Raw genomic sequence first — 20777 nt, 5'->3', positions numbered from 1 at the left:
ATACCTGATAGAGAAAAGCCGTAGTTTTACTGCATCAATTGAACAGTGTTTTTAAGAGAATCGAGGCGTTTGATATTGCCGAGTGAAAACCGTGATTGTTTTAAGAGTATTACTGTCTTTATTAGTATTGATGCTAACTTTCCGTACTGCAATAGCGTCTCCCATGTTCGTCTATGCTCAATCCCCGATTCATTCCAATGTGCTTTCAACACAGCTTCGTTCTGCTCAGCCTAATAGAGCGGGAAGCGTTGAATTCAAATCTTCATACACCCAAGCCAGTATATGGGCTCATACGGACGCGTACGCCCTCGACTACTACCAAAATCAGTCGAATATCGCAATTCAATGGCAAGCCTCTCCTGTTTGGAAAACGGAGTTGGATTATCGAGTGGTCACTGCAAAGGATAACGGCTTAGACAGCTTTGTGATGGGTTTTCACGATCTGTTTGGTATTGGACAGAATGGCCGCGATGAAGTGGCTGAAGATCAGTTCACCATGGATTTTAATAATGCCGGGGTTCATGTATCCGATTTTGAGGGTGATGACTTAACCAATGCGCTGACTTTTTACAATGAGCTGCTGTTGTATTCTAGAGGACCGATGTCGCTCTCTGCTGGTGGCTCTTTGTTTTACAACAATGTTAGAAGTGGGGAATTTGCCAGAACGAGCTTCGAGCAAGGTGTTCAACTCAACTATAGCTATATCACATCAAGGCATAACTTTTTTTCGACGGTAGGCTTGGTTCACCGTAACGGTGATGACTACTTAGTTGGTTTAGAAGACTTAAGTTTTGAAAACGTAAGCGCAAGTTGGGCGATAGGGTATGAGTATAGGTTTAATGCTCGGCACAGCTTGTTACTTGAGTCTTTAAATTATCAAGGGTGGGCAACAGATGAACCCGATTTCTCGGAACCTTCTAACGAAGTCGTAGTGGGTTATCGATACCGCATTAACCAACTCGCCATTGAAGCCTTGATGATCGAAAACATTCGTAATATGGATAACAGTACCGACATCGGATTTACGCTCGGCTTGCGATTCTCAATATAAAAGCCATATCAACATATCATTATGTAATTTAATTCACCGAGGCTATAAAATTTTCAGTAATTTTACGGTATATCAATAACGTAATTTTTTGAACAATAGCGCCACTCCAAAAGGCCGGACTAACAAGGCCGAATCAATATATATAGGTAGTGGTTATCATGAAAAAGACATTAGTAGCACTTGCGATTGCAAGCATTTCAACTTCAGCGTTTGCTGTAAACACAAGCAGTCAAAACAGCCAGAATGAAGAGATGTTTGCTTTTAACCCAATGCACAAAGATCAGTTCTCAGTGTCTGGTTCTTTCGGTGTTGGTGGTTACTACGATACGGGCTCTAAAGCTTTTTACGATGACTGGGCTACAGGTCTAACATTGGCTCTTAACTACCGCAACAACCGCGTAGTGGCTTACGTAGAAACAGACTTAATGCTTCAGTACACGACAGACAACAACGTAGCGGATGCTGACGCTGCAACTTCTGCTTGGGTTAACGGTATTGATACCGGTCCAGCAACTCACGTAGACAAAGCTTGGATTGGTTTTGACACTGGCTACGGTATCGCTTCATTTGGTTGGGAAAACGACACGGCTTTAGATAAAGTCGATGGCGCTGGCGACACTACTTACGAGTTCGGTGCTTCTGCTGGTGATGCATCAGATGCGTTTAACGTAGTTAAATTCCAAGGTACAACTAACGGTATCGCTTACGCGATCTCTTACTTTGAGACTGATGACGATCATAACGACGCAGACAAAGGCGTGAACGGTTACATCGGTATCGAGCAAGAAGTATTTAGCGTATACGCAGGTTACGAAGCTCGTGACGATGAGAAAGATTACGAAGTATACACAGTAACTGGCAACATGAAGTTGGGCTCAATGAAGTTAGGCCTTAACTCTTGGATCGATCAGAACGATGAAATGAAGAATACTGGTTTCTACTTCTCTGGCGGTTACACACTGTCTGATGATCTGACTATCGCAGCTGGTTACGCTTTCAATACTAACGAAGAAGACAACCTATCAGATGTAGATTCTTCGTACATCAACATCGCAGCGATGTACCGTATTGCCGATAACGCAGATATGGGTATCGATATCAAGCAAGACATTGAAGGCGCACGCTCAACTGGTAACACGCAATACGACGAAGAAACACACGTATTCGCTGCTGCTTACTACTACTTCTAAGAACATAAGCAATTCTATGAGCTTAGATCTGTTGAAGAGTCTATGCCCGTAGAACTCAAATACTCGAAATTGAACGCTATGGTGTAATGCTGCCCGGTCTTTACACCATATTCTCTTCTCTGTGCGGCTTAAGCATCCACTGTTCGACATGTGGTATGCCACTCAGCGTTAATGAGTGGAACTATTATTTGGAGAAATACAATGGTTAAGAGCATGACTGGCAAGGGTGTCATTTATGGCAATGACACTCTGTTTATGTGTAAACCTAATCGTAATGGACTGTTTGAATTAGCACGTAAGCATGGAAGAGTTGCTGGTACTCGCCCGCAAGACTCGCAAAACAAGGTCTATGTTGAATCTTTAGATGAAGCGTGGGAGCTACTTAAAACTGAGAAGTTTTATATTGTTTTGACGGGGCAGGTGTACGGCATCCATAGAAAGTCTTTGAGAAGCATTGAGTCGGTTGATATTGAGTTTGATACCGAAATTCGGTCAGCTTGCGTTGCCGTATAGAGTGAGTACTTGAAAGTTGAATAATAAAAAGGACGATATTATCGTCCTTTTTTGCGTTAATGCGTTTAATTAGAGCTAACTTTTTCAGCTTCCATTAAAGCAATATTTATCGTCCATACTGTTCCACAATAAAGCCTTCAAAATCGTCACACATTTGGTCATTCGACTTTTCATTATTCGCTAATTCAGTTGCACCATCGACGATTGATATCTTGGCATTCAAATCAGCGACTTTTGTACGTTCTCGAGAAGCCAGTTGTTTGATTTTTCTCTCTTCAATCGCCCAAGCTTGTTCTGGTGATAAATTACATTCATCTGCAAGGTATTTGGCATTGAAGCCTTCCCCGGTCAGGCTTTCTATTGTTCCGTTATGGTTCACGCTATTGCCTTTATGCCAATAGTGTTTCGCTAACAAAGGCCCGATCTCTGGGTTATCCGTTAAGTACCCAAACTTGTCGGTGAAATAAGCACGAGTTTGATACACCGCCATGTGAGCCAATAGATAGCCTTGATATGAACAAGATGCTTCATCTGACAATAGATGTGGGATCGCCATCAGTGGGCGAGGACTGCAAGCCAATCCAAGAATTGTCTTTTCACTGCTACGTGCAAGTGCCGTGATCTTTTCAGGTGTTAGATCCTCATCTGCTAGCTCGTAAAGTGCTCGCTCAAAGTAAGGAACCACAAGAATACTGCGCTCTTGATAGGATCTAAACGGTTGTTTGTTATCAATAATCGCTTTAATCAACTCGTCTGGCACAGGTTGGCCTTCTGAATTGAGCGCGTACTGTTTTAACCAATCGGCGTCGTTCAACAAGCTGTCACAGAACATAGATTGAGTTTCAGCGTAAGCCATCGAGGTGGGGGCAAACTCTTGAGAGAAACAAGGCGCGTTCATTTTTACATTAGCAAAATGCGCCGCGTGTCCACCTTCGTGAAACAAGGTGTTAATCCCATCATAACCACTGCCTATTTGATCGGGCTTAGCGTTGCTCGTGAAATTAACTTGAGCTGCAACCCAAGCGCCTTGGTCGTAGAAAGAAGGGATCGGTCCATGACAGAAGCCATTAGGATACTTTCCTTTACGATCAAGTAAATCCAATTTCAATGTCGCTTGAGAGTATTCGATGTTCAGGCGACCAAAAGATTCTATCCAGCGTCTCAGTGATTTTGAGAAGGGAACATAAGGGTCTAAGTCATTCATAACGTCACCAGCAAAAGAGTAGGTAAAGTTATGAGCTTGCAGTGCACTTTTACCTTTCTGCTTAGCTAAGTTCGTTAGACTTTGTTGATGGCTATCACGCGTACGTGCGTCGAAGTCGTCCAGGATCGTAAACAGCTGCTCTGTTGTCATCTGCTCGGTTTTAACGACTGAGTAATCAAAAAAGGTTTTAAAACCAAGTGACTGAGCAAATTGGTTACGCTTTTTGATTAGCTCAATGAAACCATTGACCAGCAGCCACTGTTCTAAATCGAGCAATGTTTGGTGTGCAGAAAGCCTTACCTTTTCAGTACTATTAGTTCTAACTGTTGAACCTAGAACGGGCAACGAGCCTTCTGTTTCTTCACCCGCCTCATTGACGTAAGTCATTACGTGATTTTGTTTTTTTTCAAACAGTTCCGCTTCGAATTTGATGAGGTCTGCTTTCAGTTTCTGAGATTGTTGAGATTCAATCGCGTGAGATTTAAAGGTCGATAACCAGCCATTCAGTCCAGTTAATGTGCTCTCTTTTTCTTCCGTATCTTGAATTTCGTCAATGGCAGAAATGTGCTTTTCGATAGTGGTTATCTGTTCAGCTGCGCTAAGAAATTCGGTCCACTGAGTTTGCGCTTGTGTTGACCCATTATGGTCGTCACTTATCCCCATGTAAGTATCCCAAAAGAAGTCTTCTTTTGCTTTATGAGTCGCAAGATACTTTTGATTTAATTCGTTGAGATAGTTCGTAGCAGTCATGAGATTCCTTGAAAATAACGCTTGAATTTCAAGATTATGACACATTTACAAGATGTATTTTGTGACATTACATATAACGGAATGTAAGTCACAGGATATCGGTTTACATTACGGCGTATGAGTGTTAATTAATTAACTGTTAATAATTTGTTTTTTGCTAGTATTGTTTAGGGAATGTTCGCTGATTTTTATCCCCTTTTATTGAGTAAATTGATGTTCTCAATGTCAGCGTTTTTGTAAGGAAGAGGTTTAGGATGGATCCTATTTTATATATCGAAGTTGGTGGCGTTGTATGGCAGGTGCTGGCCGATGGTACTTGGCTTCAAGTGCCCGCATCACAACCCAAAGTTGAAGGTGTGCAAGTTGTGAGCATTGAGCCTCAGAATTTGGACCAAACTCAACCTCTCACTGAGCCGCAAATAGCCGCTGTTGAACAACAGTTGGAAGAGGTGGTGACTCAGCTTGTCAATAATATCGAAAGCGCGCCTCAGCAACAGAACTCTGCCAACGATCAGCCTAGCTCCAGTGCTTCTTTTATTGCTTATGTCCGCTCCACATTAGACGAAACTCTCGCAGACGCGGGCTTTGATACTCGTCCCACAGAATATGAAGAAGAAGACACCACATCCAACGATGGCGAACTCGATGTATTGTTACCGAGCGCAATATTAACCGTCGATATTTTGGATGGCGGAGACGGTTACGAAAACCAATTCGAAGTACCTTCTGTCACGATTACAGGTACTGCAGTTGATGTTCGAGATGGACGTACCGTTGTTCTGACGATAACCGACATCAATGGCAACACAGTTACCACTACCGCAATCACCAATGACGAAACCTATGTTGTTAATGGCGTCGATCTTTCTTCGCTCGCGGAAGGCGATCTCCAAGTTGGTGCGATCATTGCCGATGACTTTGGTAATAGCATCACTGCTAACGATTCCACAATCAAAGATACGCTAGCGACAATCGATGTCGACTTTGATGGTTTTGGTGATGAGTTTTATAACCAGTTTGAAGTTGCGAGTGGTGCTCTAGTAGGCACCGTCGAAAATGTAGAAGATGGACAGGTCATTACGATCGTTATTACTGATAGCCAAGGTGTTACTCAGGAATACACAACTACCGTTTCTGGCGGGGCATGGACACTCGTTTCTCAAGATTATTCTAACTTTACTGAAGGTGAACTTACCGTCGTCGCTAGCACCATCGATATTGCCGGAAACCCTACTACAGCGACTGACACCATTGTTAAGGATACGTTGGCGAGTATTACAGCGAGTGTTGATGACGGTGGGGATGGCGTTCTCAACAGTTTCGAAATTCAATCGGCTAAGTTCTTTGGCACGGTTCAAAATGTCGAGGATGGCCAAACGGTCAATATCCGTATTTCAGACAGCACTACCAATGTGATTATGTTGACGGCAACGGTTGTGAATGGCGCTTGGTCAGTTGAAGGCGTGGACTTAACAAGTTTTGCTGACGGTAGTATTACCATCGAGGCTGACACTGTTGATGTCGCTGGGAACCCGGCTACTGCGGTAAATAGTGCAGGGGTAATTGTTATTGATACCGTTTCGCCTGTGATTGATATTGATACGCTAGATGGCTTTAGCATTTTGGCATTTCGTAGTGGCCAACTTACAACCATGCAGGGCGCGACCAATGTTGCAGAAGGTTTACCGGTTTACATTGAAGTAAGCGACGGGACTCAGACACTGGTATTCGAGGGCGTTGTTGATTCCGCGGGTAATTGGGTGGTGGAGAATATTGATATATCTACCTTAGATTCGTCTGCGGAATGGACGATCGACGCAAAAGTTTTCAATACAGTCGGCAACGAAGCCATCGATGACATGCCGACGATTATTCTTCCTGAATCTGTTGTGTTTTCAGAAAACATCATCGGTATTTTTGGAGACGAAACACAAACTTCTGATATTCGAATTGATTTTGCGGACTTCTCGTTTAGCGCAGATCAAACTTTAGCTGAGTCGCTAACTTCTCAAGGTTTGTCAATAACGATTGCCGTATCAGGTGACAAACAAAGCCTAACGGGTACGCGAAGCGATGGTCAAATTGTATTCGATGCTGCTATATCTGGCAGCAACGTAAATATCAACTTCTATAAGGCGATTGACCAAGAGGCAGGGTTAGATTCAATTCAGACAGCTTTGGTTATTGAGGGTTTACAAACTGACGCGGACAACACCACAGAGTTAGTAATTGGTCATCTACCCATTGTAATCAAAGATTCGGAGCCGTTAATTTTCGATGAGTCTTATGATGTGATAGAAGGCGAGGTCACGTCAGGAAATGTACTGAATAATGATATCGACCTCGATACACAGTTGACAATAAAAAGTGTTGAAGTTGATGGGACGACACAAACAATATCCGGTAGTGCGCCAGTTTCTTTTACTTTGGATGAAGGTGTTTTAACCGTATTCGCAAATGGCCACTGGACGTTCGTCGCCAACAGAAATTTGGATCACACAGTAGCTCAAAACATCACTTTCAACTATGTTGCAGGCGACAGCAGTACGGACTTCGGAAATGGCACAGCGGTCATCGATATTTTCGATGGTGATGCCGGGCAGATACTTGATGGAAATGCGACGACGACAGAAACGGATGTTGCGGACGGTGTACAAACCGTAATTGGACAATTTACCGTTTTAGGTGAATCTGACAACCCAGACCCAGACTCATTGGTTTTCAATAGCGGCACCTTGAACCAGCTGGATGCCTTGAACCTCACAACCAGTGAAATCCTGTTTCCGTTGTCCTACACCTTATCTGCTGACGGAAAGGTTATTACCGCTCAAGTCGGTGGTGAAACGATCTTTACGTTGACGTTAGCTGGCTCTTCAAGCGGTGATGATGTATTGGCTAATGTGACGCTTGTGTTGAACAAGCCACTTAATCACGAATTGTTTAAAGACTCTTTTACTTTGCCAATGATCATTGAAGGTAGTGATCTTGATGGCACGCCATTAGGTGAGGGTCGGTTTGAATGGATAGTAAAAGATGGTGCTGACCCGGAATTAGTGAGTGTTAGTGATGCCGCCGTCAATGAATCTAACCTTACAAGTGGAATTACATCGAGCACGGGTGTTTTCAGTGTCAATCTTGGTAGTGACTATGAGGGAGCACTGTACTTTTCCGCAGCTGATCAACCGTTATTGTTTAGTGGCGGCGTCCAAATCGTTTATACAGTTTCGCCGGGTGGTGAGCTGCTGACAGGTTACGTCGGCTCTGTTAGTGCTGAAAACATTGCTTTTACGCTTAGTTTCCCACCGACAGATAACCAAGTTGATTCTGATGTGACGTATACCTTTGCTCTCAATAAAGGTTTAGATCAAAGCTCATCCACCGATCAAATCCCTTTCGTTGTTACTGCAAGAGATGATGATAACGATGAAACTCAATTAACTTTGAACGTGTCAGTGACTGATGGCGGTGAGCCGACGATTGGTTCAGGGACAGTTGAGCTCAGTGAAATTCCTGTCGCTGATAGCACTCCTTCGGGAGTCGGTTCAACAGCGAGTGTGACTTTGGCTGTTACTGCGGGTAATGACCCTCTGGTTTTCTTAGGTTTGGACGTGACCACGGGCCAAGCTGTTTTTGATAGCGATAGTGTAGCGGTAACCAGTAATGGTGAAGCACTGACTTGGCGTGATAACGGTAATGGTACCTTTGATGCTGTCCTTAGTAATGGCGATGCTGTCTTCAAAATCAAACTACCCGATGATTTTAGTCTAGAAGCCAATGGTTCGACAAATGTTGATGTTGTTATTGAGCTATATCAGTCCATTGATCACGGCTCAGGCTCTAAAGACACCGAGCTGACCATTCCGGCCTCTATTGTCACCATTGACTCAGATGGTTCTCGAGATACGCAAGAATCAGATATTAAGATCTATGACGGTAAAGACCCTGAAATATCTGTCATCGGGAGTATTTCTGTTGATGAAGATGGTTTATTGGGGGACGGTCAGCCATCAGGATCAGAAGTCTCTAGTCCTTCACTAGGGATCATTGAGGGGTCTGATGACGTCGTTTCTGTTACGATCAATACATCCGCTTTTGATGCGCTTGGTTACAGCAGCGCAGGAAAAGACATTTCACTTCAAGATGTTGATTCTGATGGTTGGTATTATGGTCAAGATTCTGATGGAAACAACGTATTTAGAATCCGTTTTAATACTGATGGGACGACGGAGTTTGACCTGTATGCACCACTCGATCACGCCAATGCTGATGGAGAGAATAATCTGGCTCTTAATTTTGAACTAACTGTTAACGACGCAGATGGAGATAGTTCAGATCCTGCCATCTATGTAGTGAATGTGAAAGATGCCATTCCGGTTGCGCGTTCAGGATCAATTGAAATGGTTGAGGGTGATAACCTAAATGGACAGTTCCTGACAGAAGAGTTCGCAGGTGCCGATGGCGCAACTATTGTAAGTTTCGATTATCGCGGTACTACCTACACCTTTGTGGATGCTGATACCCCGATAACGATTGACCTAATTAATGTTTACGACAGTAATTCAATTTATGGTCAATTTACCCTTTCACCTGATGGTAGCTATCAGCTAACCACGAACCCAAATGTAACGACTAATCCTGCGGATCCTAAGATCGTCGATGATATTGACTATTTGGTGCGAGATGCCGATGGCGATGAAGTCGTTAGTAACGCGGAGCTCATACTGGATGATAACGAAGGCTTTATTCGCTATGAAGATTCAGAAACCACAGAAGATAACGACGCCATTATTGTAGTGAGTGTTTCTACTGGAGACGTGGACCAAAGCGAAACCGTTACGGCTATCGAATTCTCAGAAGCTTCTTTGCAAGGCGGTAGCCTGTATTTAAATGGTGTATTGCTTCAAGTGGTTGATGGCAAGGTGACGCTTTCAGGTAATCAGTTAACGGCGATTGACAGTCAGTTTACCGGCCCGAATGGTCAGTTGACTTATCGACCTGCCCTCCATGAATCGAATACGACCTCAACGGTTATTCTAGCGATCAACGCTATTATTAGTACTGATACGGTTCCAAAAGAACTCACGGCCGACATTGCCGTTTCCGTTTTACCCGTAGCGGATGCCCCGGATTGGTCAGATTCTGTATTTACTTACCAATCCGTAGAAGATGATGCGGACCCAATTAAATTAGATATCACCGCTCAGTTGGTTGACCAAGATACATCTGAAGAACTGTCTTATACCATTAGTGGGATTCCAGATGGGCTGAATATCACCTTGAACGGAAACGCCGTTAAAGAAGGTAAAGAGTACACCCAGACCCAAATCGACAAAATGGAAATCAGAGCCGATGAAAACCTTGCGGGTCGATTCGAGTTTGAGATTACTGCGATTGCAACCGAAGCGGGAAACACCTTCGCTGACCCCGATGATAAAACAGCCGATATTGTTAATACCGTAGTTGTCGAGATTTCACCGGATGCTGATACTCCACATGTATCGGTTAAGGACTACAAAGGATTAGAAGATGAAAAAATCGTCTTGAATGAGGTGATTGATGGTGTGCTTGCTGATACTGATGGCTCTGAATCGTTAAGTTATATTATTGAAGTTCAGGAAGGCTGGTCGATTCTGGGAGATGGTACTGCTTTAATCGGGACAAATACTTACTTCGTTCCTGCGAGTGCCATCGCTAACGGTGTTGCTTACATTCAGCCAAAAGAGGACATCAGTTCATTTACTGAAGATCTATATATAAACGTCACGGCGGTCGCTACTGAGTCGACGGTTGATTCACTTATTCCTATAAATGGGCAAGCCTCTAGCGATACTAAAACCATCAATATTTTCCTCAAGGGTGTCGTCGATGAGCCCATTGTTGTGGATGGCGGAAATGCGCATTGGGATTATGACAGCGATACCAAAGTCATCAGCAACCAATCTGTTCTTAATGAAGATGGTTTGATTCGTCTCGATTTTGTAGTCCAAACCTCAGATGACGATGTCTCAGAAGAGATTAATATACTCCTGACCAATATTCCTGACGGCACCTTGCTGGTGGACTCATTGGGCGAGCCAGTGTCGCTAACCATCGCCTACATTGATGATGTAACAGGCCCTGTATTCCAGGTTTCTAACGCCCAACTGAACGATTTGTATCTCAAGCCAATTACTGATTTTAGTGGCGAGCTAGAGCTAACTGTTATTGCTATCTCGACAGAGCCTGATGGTGATTCGGGCGAATTCCCGATGACGTTGAAGGTAGAATTAGCACCGATTGTCGATCAAGAAGATGGCCAAACGGTGAGTACTCAAGGTATTGAAGACAGTCAAATTGGATTGAATCTTGAACCATCTGTGAATCAAGATATTGATGGAAGTGAGTCTTTAACGGGATATGTGATTGATAGCCTTCCCGCTGACCTGACTCTTTATTTCGATGGCAGTGTTATTGCCGTACCAGCTTCAGGGTTAGATTTAGAAAGTTTATTAGACTCTACGACGCCAACACTGTCCGAGCTTTTAAGTAGCGGAAGACTATCAGTAACCGCTACTGAAGATTTGAGCGGTACATTTTCGATCCCAATTACTTACGAAGTTACCGACACGTCGCCAACAGGCGCGGCTGATGTAAAAGATATCTCGGGTTCAATCAGTGTCACCGTTGATGCGAGGGTCGAGTCAGACACTCGTTTGGAAAGTTCTGGTCAGCTATACATTAGTGAGGATGGTTCTCCAGTCAATGTGTCTGATGCCGTTACTTTTGTTGACGCTGATATGGATGGCTCAGAGTACTTAGATTATATCTTGATCGATGTGCCTGATGGTTATTCGTTGATTATCGATCACCCGAACGGAGCCGCTCAAGATGTTTCAGGAAACTGGATCATCTCTGCTAACGGTCTTACGAGTGACTCTATCCAAGAGTTGGCGCAAGAAATCTTGAGCGGTATGACGATCTCCAGCCCAAGCGATACTCCCGTTTTAGATATTGTGGTTCGTGCTCGTGTCATTGATGGCGAAGATTCGAAGTATATTGATACTTCATTCCAAATCCAGATCACTGGCCATGATGGCGGCGGCGGTACTTGTGACCCCGTTGGCCCACCAAGTCCCATTCAACCGGGTGGTGATATTAAGACTAATGAAGGCGAAGATATCGATTTAACGGGCTTGCTCAATACCGATGTAGCCAGTGACTCAGACAATACGATCTCTTTCTATATTCCTGCTGATTCTCTTCCTGAAGGCGTCGAAATTTCAGGTGATGGTGTTATTGCGGAATATGACGCGGCTGGCGAAGTGGTCGGTTACTCGATTACTGCCGATGGTCTCTCGAAACTGACGTTAACAGGATTGGACGAAGACTTCGCTGGGTGTATTGATTTCACGATAGAGACTATTGAAACCTCACCGTGTAATGGTGAAACCGTAACGACAGCTCAAACCATTAGTATTCAAGTGCTTCCTGTCGTGGATGACATTACCGTCGCCACGGATTCGACAACAATCCAAGAAGACATTGCCACGGATCTGAATCTTGAGCTTGTTCTTGGAGATAGCGTTGAAGATGGTCAATTAATCACGGGTGAAGGTAACAGCGCTACCGGCAAAGAAACCGTTAACTCTCTGACGATTACTGTATCAAATGGTGTGACACTATCGGAGAGTCCTGCTGATACCGGTTTGTTGGTGGATAACGGCAATGGTACTTGGACGGTAACGGATCCTAGCCGCTTGAGTGATGTGTTGGTAACGCCACCAGAACATTACAGCGGCGAAATTACCTTAACGGTAACGGCCAATATTACCGATGAAGCTGATTGCGTAACTGAAACGGATACGCAAGACAAGACTACCGTGGTGACGATCACCGTTGAACCTGTTGCTGATGCGGCGAACTTGGTGACAGAGGATATAGTTGGTGACGAAGACAACTACATTTCATTGTCATCACTCAGCGCGGAGCTGATTGACCAAGATGGCTCTGAAAATATGTCCTTGGCATTGAAAGGCGTGCCTGAAGGTGCGGTTGTTGCGATAAAGGTCGGCGACAGCTACGAATTAGTTCCTAACAATGGCGTCGATGGCGGTACCTTTGATGGTAACCCTACTTACGAGTGGCAGCTTGATCCTAGTCAGCTTGCTAATCTTGTTATTCTGCCGCCACGAGATTTTAGTGGTGATATGAATCTAGTTCTTGAGGCGATTACTCAAGAAATCGGCACCACAGAAATCCGCTATACAGAATCTGAATTTACCGTTGGTGTGAATCCTATTGGTGATAAAGTTGAGTTCTTCGATTTACCAGAACAGCTCACCGGAAGTGAGGATGACGGTATCGTGATTCCACTTGATGCTAATAGCTTTGAAACCAACAGTGATGAGTTCTTATCAATTACCGTAACGGTTAATTCGACTTCGGATCCATCAGGTTTAGTTGGGCTAGATCGAATTCGAATTGGATCAGAAACCAGTTCTTTCACCAGTGTTGGTGGCATCATACAGGCGACGATCCTCGTTAAAGCAAGTTCTGTTGATGAGCTCGAATTCTTTGCGGGCGATGCGTTTGGTAACCTCGATATTACGATTACAGGCCGAACGGTTGATCAAAATACCGTACTCGGAGAGTTAGTAGTCGACACGGGTGACCCGAGCTCGCAAGACATGACGCTTATTATTACACCAGAGCCTGATGCGCCGTTATTGAGTGTTGAATACTATTCAATTGTCGCGGAAGCAAGCGGCACGATTCCTCTTGGCTTAGACCTTTCTCTTGTAAACCCTGCCGATTCAGAAGTGGGCTTCATTACAATTTATGATATTCCCGCAGGTTTGACCTTCTCACATGGTTCGATGGTCAGCGGACAATACGTGGTGGACTTGGCAGATGTGCCTAACCTAGCGATAACAGGGGGCTACAACAGTGGTGATCAATTTGATCTAACGATCGAACCCTCTGCAGAGATAGGCAATAACCAAGCAGTAGGGTTACCTCAAACGCTATCGGTTGAATTTGTTGCTGAAGGGGACTCTACGATTACCGCGACAGATGATAACGACCTGCTGATTGGTGGGACGGGCTCAGATAATTTTGTGTTCGCCTCTTCAGGCTTAGGGAGTGCAGAAGCCCCAAGCTACGATGTAATTCAAGATTTTGACACGACTAAAGATACTGACATCATTGATCTAAAAGGTATTTTAGATACAGTAGCTAGTACCTTGAATCCGGATAATTTCTTAGACTTAAATGAATCTGATGAAGGCGTGACCATTTCTATTAAACCTAATGGCGACGAAGACGTTCAACAAAACATCTTGTTAGCTGATGTTACGTTCGACGATCTGTATCAAGGGGATAGTAGTGGAATTACTGAAGCACAAATTTTACAAAAAATGATAGATGACAATAATTTAACGCTGTAAGTTAGATGTACAGTCTATAAAAGGAAGTTTAGATTGGTAGAACAAAAAGACAGCTGGCTAGGTTGTGTTGAATGGTTATGTGAGCATTTTAATGTTCGCAGCCATCCTTCCAAAATAGTGTCTGGCCTACCTTTAAATGAAGGAAGGCTCAATGAATCCCTTTTTCCAAGAGCCATTGAGAAATCGGGGTTAACTCTGAGCCATGTGAAAAAAGAATTACTGACTCAATGTCAGTTCCCCGTTGTTGCCGTTAATTCTGCGACAGGGAATCCTGTTGTCGTCACTCAAGGCTCCGGCGGCGACTTTCAAGTATTGGATTGCGAAACCAACTCAAGCCAAGAAACTTCATTAAAAGAACTGGTTACTCAAGTCGAATCGTATGTTTGGCAAGTTGGAGCTCAAGCTCTTGATGATGCACGTGTTCAATCCCATGAACGCAGCGAGAATAAATCCAATACCCGTTGGTTATGGCGTGTCGTCAAAGAAGTCAAACCTTGGTATCGAGACCTGTTTATCGCTTCATTCTTGATCAACTTGCTCGCGCTAGTCGTGCCTCTTTTTACCATGAACGTGTATGACCGTGTGGTCCCGAATCAAGCGTTTAACACGCTTTGGGTTCTGGCGGCAGGCGTTGGTATTGTCGTTATTTTTGATTGGGTGTTGAGAAGCTCAAGAAGTTCTGTAACTGACATGGCTGGGCGCTATATTGATAACAAGTTGTCTTCTCAACTGTTCTCTAAAGTGCTCGGTATGAAGCTCGAAAACCGACCGCAATCGGTAGGCGCATTTGCCAGACAGCTTCAAGATTTCGATAGCGTGAAAGATTTCTTCACCTCCATCTCTTTGGTCACGTTAGTCGACTTACCGTTCACTTTGCTGTTCCTGTTCCTTATTGGCTGGCTCGGTGGCGCGATGATGTTCATCCCTGTCGCGATCATGTTGGTATTGATCGTGCTAAGCATTGCGATGAAAGGCAAAGTCGAGAAAACATTCGATGAAACCGCACGTTTGTCGACACAAAGACAAGCACAGCTGTTTGATTGCTTAACAACACTTCCGGATATCAAGCAAAACAATGCTGAGGGTATTACTCAGAAACGTTGGGAACAGACGATTTCATCGCTCTCTCAATGGCAGACTCAATCTCGTCACTACTCCAATATCGTGACTCATTCCATTCAGTCGAGTCAGCAGATCGTCACCATTACTCTCATCATCTTCGGCGTGTATCAGATCTCTGAAGGCTTGCTGAGCATGGGTGGCTTGATAGCGGTGGTGATGTTGAGTGGGCGTGCCGCAAGCTCGGTGAATCAACTGTCTCTTCTATTGCTGAGGTTTCAACAAACCCGTTCTGCAGTCGAAGGCCTAAATCAGATCATGGACTTACCGCAAGAAGAGTCTAAACATCAAGTGATTGATAAGGGAGACTTTGACGGCGGGGTTAGGCTAGATGAAGTCACGTTTACTTATCCAGAGACTCAAAGCCCAGCGCTAAAGGAAATCTCTTTGGAGATAAAACCGGGTGAGCGAGTTGGCCTTGTTGGTGCGGCTGGCGCAGGAAAAACCACGCTTTTATCGATTGTTGCTCGACAGTATTTGCCTACAACAGGACAAGCTTTCTATCAAGAGATTGATGGGCAGTTATGGCCAACCAGTGTTTTGCGTAGCGGAATGGGCTGGGTAGGGCAAACCACTAATCTTATCTTTGGCAGTGTTTACGACAACGTCACTTTGGGTGCGACCAACGTTGATGAAGAAAAGCTAAGACAAGCGCTGCAACAGTCTGGCCTTAACGGTTACATGGGGCGCTTAAGCAATGGCTTAGAAACGCCTGTCGGTGAAGGTGGCCGATTGCTTTCTGGAGGACAACGACAAGCTGTGGCTATCGCAAGGGCGCTTTATCGATGTCCAAAACTATTGATCATGGATGAGCCAACCAGCGCACTTGACAATCAAGCCGAGATACAGTTCTTCAATGCGTTGCAAAGTATGCCAAGAGAAACCTCGATGCTGATCAGCTCGCACAAATCTTCCTTTTTGATGATGTGTGATCGTGTGGTTGTATTGGATAAAGGTCAGATCGTGGCAGAGGGTGAGCCAAAAGACATTCTCTCTCTACAGAAGAAAAGTGCACCCAAAGGAACCAGTCGCTTTAAAACGGTTTCGGTGGTTAAGGGAGGTCGTCATGAGTAATGATATTCAATGGACCAACAACCACTTGGCATTCCGTTCTCGTAAGCTGATCTGGCTAAGTGCGTTATTGATTGTATCGATTATCGGTTGGGCGTCATGGGCAACATTGGAAGAAGTGGTTATTGGCGAGGGCAAAGTCGTACCGAGCCTTTCAGTACAAACGATTCAGAGCTTAGAGGGCGGCTTGGTTCAAGAGATCATGGTGCGACAAGGTCAATCTGTTGTGAAAGGACAGCCTTTGGCTAAGTTAGAAGACACTCGTTTTAAAGCGGCTTTTTTAGAGTCGGCTCAACAAGCGGATACCTTACTGGCCCAACAATTAAGATTGAAAGCAGAGCTGTCGACTGTTGTTTTAAATAACGATGCAAAAGAGTGGTTTGAACGAGTGGTCTTGGTGCCACAAGATATTGTCATCGATGTATCGAGCCATCCGGCATTAATGAACGCCAAAGCCAACTATCGAGAACGTTTAGGTCAGTTGAAATCGGAACTGGAAGAAGCGGCACTTCGCATTGAACAACAAGACCAAGCGCGTGTCGATACGCTCAATAATATTCAGACTTTAGAAAGCAGCCTCGATATTGTTATTCGAGAGCGCAACATGTTGAAAGATGTGGTTGCTAGCGGCGCAGTTGCAGAAGTTGAGCTGCTGAAACTGAACCGTGATGTGGTCAAGCTGAAAGGCGATATTGCCAGCTCAAAAGTGGCGGCTCAGAAACAGATTGCTGCTTACTCAGAATCGATAGCCGATCACCGCAGCATCGCGTTAGATTTTCGCGCCAAAGTACAAGGTCAATTGAATGAAGTGGCAAGTAAAATCGCGCAATTGAATGAAAGCCAACAGGCGATCGCCGACCAACTGAAACGAACTCAAATCTTAGCGCCAGTTGACGGCACGGTGAAGGAGATATTCGTTCGTACTATTGGTGGTGTTGTTCGTCCCGGCGAACCGATTATTGAGATCATTCCATCAAATAGTGATTTGATTGTTGAAGCGAGGATCTCTCCGCAAGATATCGCGTTTGTTCATAATGGATTAGGTGCCACCGTTAAATTTACGGCGTATGACTTTGTTATCTATGGTGGCCTGAAAGGTAAAGTCACTTATGTGAGTGCCGATGCCTTACAAACAGAAGACGGTAATGCCTATTATCGCGCCCATATTCAGTTAAACGAAGACCAGCAACAAAACTCTGCCTTTAGCATTATCCCAGGGATGCAGTCGCGGTTGATATCTTGACCGGAGAAAAAACAGTATTGAGTTATTGGTTAAAACCTATTTTACGAGCTAAGGAAAACTCACTTCGCGAACGATGAAGTGGGTTAAAGCATAAATATAAAAGGAAGTGTAATGCATTCAAAATTCTTACTCTCTTCTTGCTTACTCATGAGCGGGCTGTCTCAAGCAGCCTCATTAGAAGAGTCCGTGGCCTTTGCCATCGACTATAGCCCAGAGATATTGGCGCAGTACTCCCGATACCAATCGGTGGTCAGAGACGGAGACGCTGCGGGTGGTTTGTATATGCCACAAGTCAATTTGTACGCGGCGGCAGGTTATGAAGAGACGCGCTATAACAGCGGAAGTAAACTCGACACTGATGATCGTGGGCTAACGCGAACAGAGATTGGCGTTAAGGTATCTCAGTTACTATTCGACGGTTTTAAAACGACGTCGAATGTCGACCGATTAACCTTCGAAGCTGAAGCTGAACGATTAACCCTGATTTCACGCGCTGAAAATGTCTCGTTAGATGTGGTGAGAAACTATCTCGATATTCTTAAGGCAGAGACGTTACTTGAACTGTCTAAACGTAACGTAAAAGAACACCAAGAGATCTATCAAGATATCCAAGACAAGAAGAGCAAAGGCTTGAGCAGTAACTCGGATCTGGCTCAGATCTCTGCCCGTGTTGCGACGGCGCAATCTTCATTAATCGCTGCTCAGAACAACCTGTTTGATTTACAAACTCAGTACCTACGCTTAGTCGGCAAGCCTGCTGTGAACTTGGTTTATCCTCGTTTTGATTATGCTCTGTTACCAAGTTCAGCACAGGTCGCGCTTGAACAGGCTGTCGAGAATCACCCTGAAATCCAAGCCTCTTTGCTTGATATCGATGCCGCTCGTAAAGAAATGCGCCGCGAGAAAGGGGATTACTACCCAGAGTTAAAACTCGAGCTTCATGCCAACAAAAATGACAACGTGTCTAACCCTCCGGGTGGTGTTGATGAGGATGCTCGTATCATGTTGACCATGGATTACGACTTATTTAATGGCTTCTCTACCGACTCTCGCGTGGAATCATCTGCGTGGCGAGTGGAAGAAGCAAGAGCGATCAGATTAAGAACGGAGCGTGAAGTTAAAGAGGGCACTCAGCTCGCTTGGAATGCCTACAAGATGCTTGAACAACAAAAGTCCCTTCTTCAACAGAACGTGGATGCAGCCAAAATCGCAGAGCTTGGTTATATCCAACAATTCAATGTTGGCAGACGAAGCTTGCTTGATGTGCTTGATGCAAAAGTGGAAGTGTTCTTGGCTCGAAGAAACTTTATCAGCACTGAATACGATCAAACGTTAGCGGCATACCGAGTGTTAAACGCGATGGGCATGTTGACTTACGCACTAAGGGTTGAACACCCAGAAGAATGGCAAGGGGAGAACAAGTAATGAGACATTTTAAACTAGCGCTACTTAGTTCTATCTTGCTGATGGGGTGTGCGGAAACGCCCGATACGACGATGACTCGTCATCAAATTGATGATCTGGCGGATGATGACCGTGACGGTGTGATTAACCAACGAGACCTTTGTGCTGATACGCCAGAAGGTGTGACGGTAGACATTAAAGGGTGTGCAAACTGGAAAATTGTCGAGGACGTTGAAGTCTTAAGCGTGGCATTTGATTTCGATAAATATGTGCTTAAACCAGAACACACGGCTGTTCTCAACGAGTTAGTGCGTTTGCTTGGCGAACAACCAGATGCCTCCGTTACCTTAGTGGGCGACACAAGTTCAGAAGGCACCAATGTTTATAACAAAGCATTGGCCAAGAAAAGGACTGGCGTGATTCGAGACGCCCTGATTGACAGAGGCATCGATGGGGAGCGAATCTTCGAACAAGAATTTACTCAGATAACCAGCTTAACTCAGCACCTTCACAAGCGTAAGCGTAGAACCATTGCAGTCTTAAAAACAGAGAGCATGGAAGTGAATCCATCTTGGAATATCTTCACCTCAGAAATGCAGCTCGACAGCAATAGCGATGTTGAATCTAAGACATCGATTGACCCAGTAGGAGGCCAGTAATGAAACATCTATCTAATAAATCGGGCTTACTGCTTGCTGCTGTACCTGCGTTTTTTTCTGTATCAACGTTAGCGAATGACGCCAGTGATATTGGTTTGGTCGCGATTGAGCCGAATATGCAGGGCCTTGTTGAAGACTTGCTTAAGAGTCAAGAGATCGACTTAGAGATCTTGTTGAGTGACAGTGTCCCTGAGCAGATGATCATGCAACGTTCGCGTGTTGGTATTACTTCCAAAAAGTGGACTGACAAAGAGATGGCTAGGTTCGACATGCGCTACGGCTACAGACCGACCGAGCTGATGTTTACCGCAGACGTAATAGCGATTCTGGCGAACGAGAATAACCCAGCCACATCCATCAGCGTTGCTGAACTTATTGATGTGTTTGGTTGTTCTAGCGACCCTAAGCATCCTAAATGGACGCCAAGCAGTGACACTCGTGACGGAGAAAGCTTAGACACACACATGTTGCCTTTCGCTATCGACCACAACCTGCAAGGCCATACCACCTTTTCAAGTTGGGTTGAATGTGGAGCTGACGGGGAATATGCGAATACTCAATTCTTAGCAGATCTGCCGGATCTGATTAGTAAGATTGAGGACGAAGATGCCGCGATTGGTTACACCGTTTACTCGGATCAAATATCTGATGTGAAATGGCTGAGCGTGGTTGATAACCTAGGGGTGAACTACGACCTAAACAAGGAAACGATTCTCTCAGGTCGTTACCCATTGGCAACGGTTTACTATATGTACCTGAATATTCCAGCGCATCGCAAAGGCTTTACGGAACAAGAGAAGTTCTTTGTTGGGCTGACCCTGTCGGAAGAGCATCAAGGCGTGTTGAACCAATACGGTTTCATCAGCTTGCCACCAGAAGCAATCCAACGGAATAAAGTAAGATTATCGCTTGAAGAGCCTGCGATCGAAGGTGGTTATAAATAATTGGTATGATGTATTGTATGTGGGTCATCGGAATGGTATTGTTAGTTTCGTAATGGTTCTCAACGTGGCGGATTACGTTATTCGGCGATAGAATTTATCTAGCGGGCATGTATGCCCGTTTTTTTTCGCCTAAAATTTGTGCCTTGATCGGTTGTTTGTTGATTGGTCACGTATAATGGGCGCTTCATACCGCGCGAATAAGCA

The 20777-nt window shown here is 44.6% G+C and carries 9 protein-coding genes and 1 pseudogene; 9 read left to right on the top strand and 1 reads right to left on the bottom strand.

The window, feature by feature from the left end:
• The first annotated feature begins 130 nt into the window (after nt 1–130).
• The 3 genes from BCT49_RS15940 (at nt 131) to BCT49_RS15930 (ending at nt 2754) form a co-directional block, all read left to right on the top strand.
• Nucleotides 131–1051, top strand: a complete 921-nt coding sequence (locus tag BCT49_RS15940) for a DUF3187 family protein (protein ID WP_102436502.1) — start codon at nt 131–133, stop codon at nt 1049–1051.
• 158 nt (nt 1052–1209) lie between these two features.
• Entirely contained in the window at nt 1210–2241 is a 1032-nt protein-coding gene (locus tag BCT49_RS15935) for a porin (RefSeq protein ID WP_102436500.1), read from the top strand.
• 201 nt (nt 2242–2442) lie between these two features.
• Nucleotides 2443–2754 (top strand): hypothetical protein, encoded by a 312-nt coding sequence (locus tag BCT49_RS15930; protein WP_102436498.1) that lies wholly within the window; start codon nt 2443–2445, stop codon nt 2752–2754.
• 106 nt (nt 2755–2860) lie between these two features.
• Here the strand turns inward: BCT49_RS15930 and BCT49_RS15925 are convergent, their stop codons facing one another.
• Entirely contained in the window at nt 2861–4708 is a 1848-nt protein-coding gene (locus BCT49_RS15925; protein ID WP_102436496.1) for a M3 family metallopeptidase, read from the bottom strand.
• Between the two features lie 254 nt (nt 4709–4962).
• Between BCT49_RS15925 and BCT49_RS15920 the strand changes: the two genes are divergently transcribed.
• The 6 genes and pseudogenes from BCT49_RS15920 to BCT49_RS15895 all read left to right on the top strand — a co-directional run bounded on the left by BCT49_RS15920 (nt 4963) and on the right by BCT49_RS15895 (nt 20573).
• Nucleotides 4963–14133: a type I secretion C-terminal target domain-containing protein gene (locus BCT49_RS15920; protein WP_102436494.1), complete on the top strand. Its 9171-nt coding sequence runs from the start codon at nt 4963–4965 to the stop codon at nt 14131–14133.
• A gap of 33 nt (nt 14134–14166) precedes the next feature.
• Nucleotides 14167–16326: a type I secretion system permease/ATPase gene (locus BCT49_RS15915; RefSeq protein WP_102436492.1), complete on the top strand. Its 2160-nt coding sequence runs from the start codon at nt 14167–14169 to the stop codon at nt 16324–16326.
• Nucleotides 16319–17643, top strand: a pseudogene (locus BCT49_RS15910) (HlyD family type I secretion periplasmic adaptor subunit). The gene BCT49_RS15915 and the pseudogene BCT49_RS15910 overlap by 8 nt, the downstream one beginning before the upstream one ends.
• Nucleotides 17644–17677: 34 nt before the next feature.
• Nucleotides 17678–18991: a TolC family outer membrane protein gene (locus BCT49_RS15905; protein WP_102436490.1), complete on the top strand. Its 1314-nt coding sequence runs from the start codon at nt 17678–17680 to the stop codon at nt 18989–18991.
• Nucleotides 18991–19629 carry an OmpA family protein gene (locus BCT49_RS15900; RefSeq protein ID WP_102436488.1) on the top strand — a complete coding sequence of 213 codons (639 nt, stop codon included), beginning with the start codon at nt 18991–18993 and terminating at the stop codon, nt 19627–19629. Before BCT49_RS15905 ends, BCT49_RS15900 begins: the two co-directional genes overlap by 1 nt.
• Nucleotides 19629–20573, top strand: a complete 945-nt coding sequence (locus BCT49_RS15895; RefSeq protein ID WP_102436486.1) for a PstS family phosphate ABC transporter substrate-binding protein — start codon at nt 19629–19631, stop codon at nt 20571–20573. Before BCT49_RS15900 ends, BCT49_RS15895 begins: the two co-directional genes overlap by 1 nt.
• The last annotated feature ends 204 nt before the right edge of the window (nt 20574–20777 follow it).

The sequence above is a fragment of the Vibrio lentus genome (assembly GCF_002875945.1).
GTDB lineage: Bacteria > Pseudomonadota > Gammaproteobacteria > Enterobacterales > Vibrionaceae > Vibrio > Vibrio apostichopi.
Note: the sequence above shows the minus strand (reverse complement) of the source record. Positions and strands in the feature narration are given on the sequence as shown.

Bases quoted from the DNA above. Each gene is read 5' to 3' on its own strand.
- BCT49_RS15940 (WP_102436502.1), top strand. From the start codon at position 131: ATGCTAACTTTCCGTACTGCAATAGCGTCTCCCATGTTCGTCTATGCT.
- BCT49_RS15935 (WP_102436500.1), top strand. From the start codon at position 1,210: ATGAAAAAGACATTAGTAGCACTTGCGATTGCAAGCATTTCAACTTCA.
- BCT49_RS15930 (WP_102436498.1), top strand. From the start codon at position 2,443: ATGGTTAAGAGCATGACTGGCAAGGGTGTCATTTATGGCAATGACACT.
- BCT49_RS15925 (WP_102436496.1), bottom strand. From the start codon at position 4,708: ATGACTGCTACGAACTATCTCAACGAATTAAATCAAAAGTATCTTGCG.
- BCT49_RS15920 (WP_102436494.1), top strand. From the start codon at position 4,963: ATGGATCCTATTTTATATATCGAAGTTGGTGGCGTTGTATGGCAGGTG.
- BCT49_RS15905 (WP_102436490.1), top strand. From the start codon at position 17,678: ATGCATTCAAAATTCTTACTCTCTTCTTGCTTACTCATGAGCGGGCTG.
- BCT49_RS15900 (WP_102436488.1), top strand. From the start codon at position 18,991: ATGAGACATTTTAAACTAGCGCTACTTAGTTCTATCTTGCTGATGGGG.
- BCT49_RS15895 (WP_102436486.1), top strand. From the start codon at position 19,629: ATGAAACATCTATCTAATAAATCGGGCTTACTGCTTGCTGCTGTACCT.